At 65.3% G+C, this 2051-nt stretch carries 1 protein-coding gene and 1 pseudogene; both read left to right on the top strand.

Going from position 1 to position 2051, the window contains the following annotated elements; translation table 11 throughout:
* A partial coding sequence (locus AC1D1P_RS21880; RefSeq protein WP_477674421.1) for a C13 family peptidase occupies positions 1 to 1461 on the top strand: 1461 nt, incomplete at its 5' end.
* Positions 1462 to 1530: 69 nt separating this feature from the next.
* Positions 1531 to 2051: pseudogene (locus AC1D1P_RS21875) on the top strand (ABC transporter permease); the annotation flags it as partial.

Here is a 2051-nt window from a genome sequence, read left to right as displayed (position 1 = left end):
ATACTGGAGGGAGTTCGTGCTGCGTTTTTCCTATCTGTCCGCGTGGCGGGGAAAACGCCGACGCCATTGCAGGTGATGGGCATTGTGATGCTGGCCGCAACCATGGAAGTTGCGTTGATGCGGCTGGAAATTGCAGGCCCCGCGGTGTTTAACCTGCAGGCCTGGTTGTCGACATGGTGGACGATCGGGTTGGGCGTTGGCCTGGCGTGGTGGGCTTTTCCTGCTTCGGCAGTTGTGCCTGCCCCTGAAGCGGACGAGCCGGTTCCCGGTGACCAACCGCCTCGCGGTGTGGCGGCCTTTTTCGCGCTGTGGCTGGCAGCGGGGCTGCCCAATGTGCTGCTCGCCCAGGGCGTGGTTGCTGCGATTGCGCACGGCTGGATCAAGGCGGCGGTGTTTTCCGCTCCCTGGTTTTACTGGGCGTTGTATGCGGCGGTGACAGCCTGGGCGCTTGGCGTGAGCCTTTTCCTCTTCGTGCGTTTCGCCGGATGGACCTGGCGGACTGCCGTATTTGCGCTGGTCCTGCTGGCAACCACAGGCGTGTCCGCCTGGCAATTCGAGGTGCGTACCTGGGGGGCGGACTACGCGAGCCAGGCCCCTGAAGACAGCCGGCCCCGCCTGCAGCTGAGCCAGCAGGTTTTTGAAGAGCAGCAGGCGCTGATGGAAAAGACGATGGCCGCCATCGAGCCGCAGCGCCGCGGTATCACCGACGTCTACGGCCTGGTGTTTGCCCCTTATGCCGCAGAAGATGTGTTCCTGCGGGAAAGCACCATGGTCAGCCGTGTGCTTGCCGAGCGCTTCGATGCCGAAGGCCGCGTGATGCACCTGGTCAACCATGCCAGCACCGTGCAAACCCATCCCTGGGCCACCACGCTGAATTTGCAGCGCGCCATCGACGCGCTGGCCCAGCGCATGGATCGCGACAACGACGTGCTGGTGGTCTACATGACTTCGCACGGCGCCAGCGACTTCAAGCTGGCCGCCTCCCACTGGCCGCTGCAGGTACCGCCGCTCAGTCCCGGCGAGCTGCGCGAGGCGCTCGACAACGCCGGCATCCGCCACCGCGTGATCGCGATATCGGCCTGCTATTCCGGCGGCTGGATCGACACCCTGGCCAGCGATACCACCCTGGTCATGACGGCGGCCGACGCCACCCATACCTCTTACGGTTGTGGGCGCCTGTCCGAACTCACGTTCTTCGGCCGTGCCATGTTTGACGAGCAGCTGCGCAAGACACATTCTTTTGAGCAGGCTTTTTCCCGTGCCGTTCCGGTGATCAAGCAGCGCGAAATCGACGCCGGCAAGGACGACGGCTTTTCCAACCCGCAGATCAGGGCGGGAACCGGCATCGGGCCCGTGCTGCGCGCGCTGGAGCAGCGGCTGGATGCCTTGCCGGGCGCTCCGGTTTCGGCTCCAGCTCCAGCCCCGGTGGTGGCGGGACCCGGCTTCAAGACGTCTCCGTAACCCTGCACTAAATCCTTTGCAAAACCCGGCCATGATGCCGGGATGCGGACTTTGCGTTATGGTCTGCGCATGAACACCCTTTTCCTCAAGCTCGGCTGGAAAACCCTGTTGCGTGACCTGCGCGCCGGCGAGCTGCGCCTCCTGATCGTCGCGGTGACCCTGGCGGTTGCTGCGCTCACCGCGGTCGGTTTTTTTGCCGATCGCCTCAAGGGCGGCCTGCAACGCGATGCCCGTCAGCTGCTGGGCGGCGACGCCGTGATCCGCAGTGACGGCATCACACCGGAAGCCTTCATAGCCAAGGCGCAGGCGCTGGGCCTGAAGGCGATCTCCACCGTCACCTTTCCCACCATGGGCCGCGCCACCGACGCGGACGGCGGCGCCAGCAAGCTGGTGGCTTTCAAGGGGGTGCCGGAAGGTTATCCGCTGCGCGGCAGCATGAAAATCGCCGACAGCCTGGAAGGCCCCGGCGAGGACACGCGGGAAGTGCCGGCTCCCGGCACGGCCTGGGCCGACGCCTCGCTGCTCGATGCGCTGGGCCTCAAGCTCGGCCAGGCCCTGTTGATGGGCGACGCCAGCTTCAAGGTCACCCG

The organism is Polaromonas sp. P1_E1_2 (assembly GCF_056406035.1).
The sequence above is the reverse complement of the archived record's forward strand: the minus strand, read 5'-3'. Positions and strand labels throughout refer to the sequence as shown.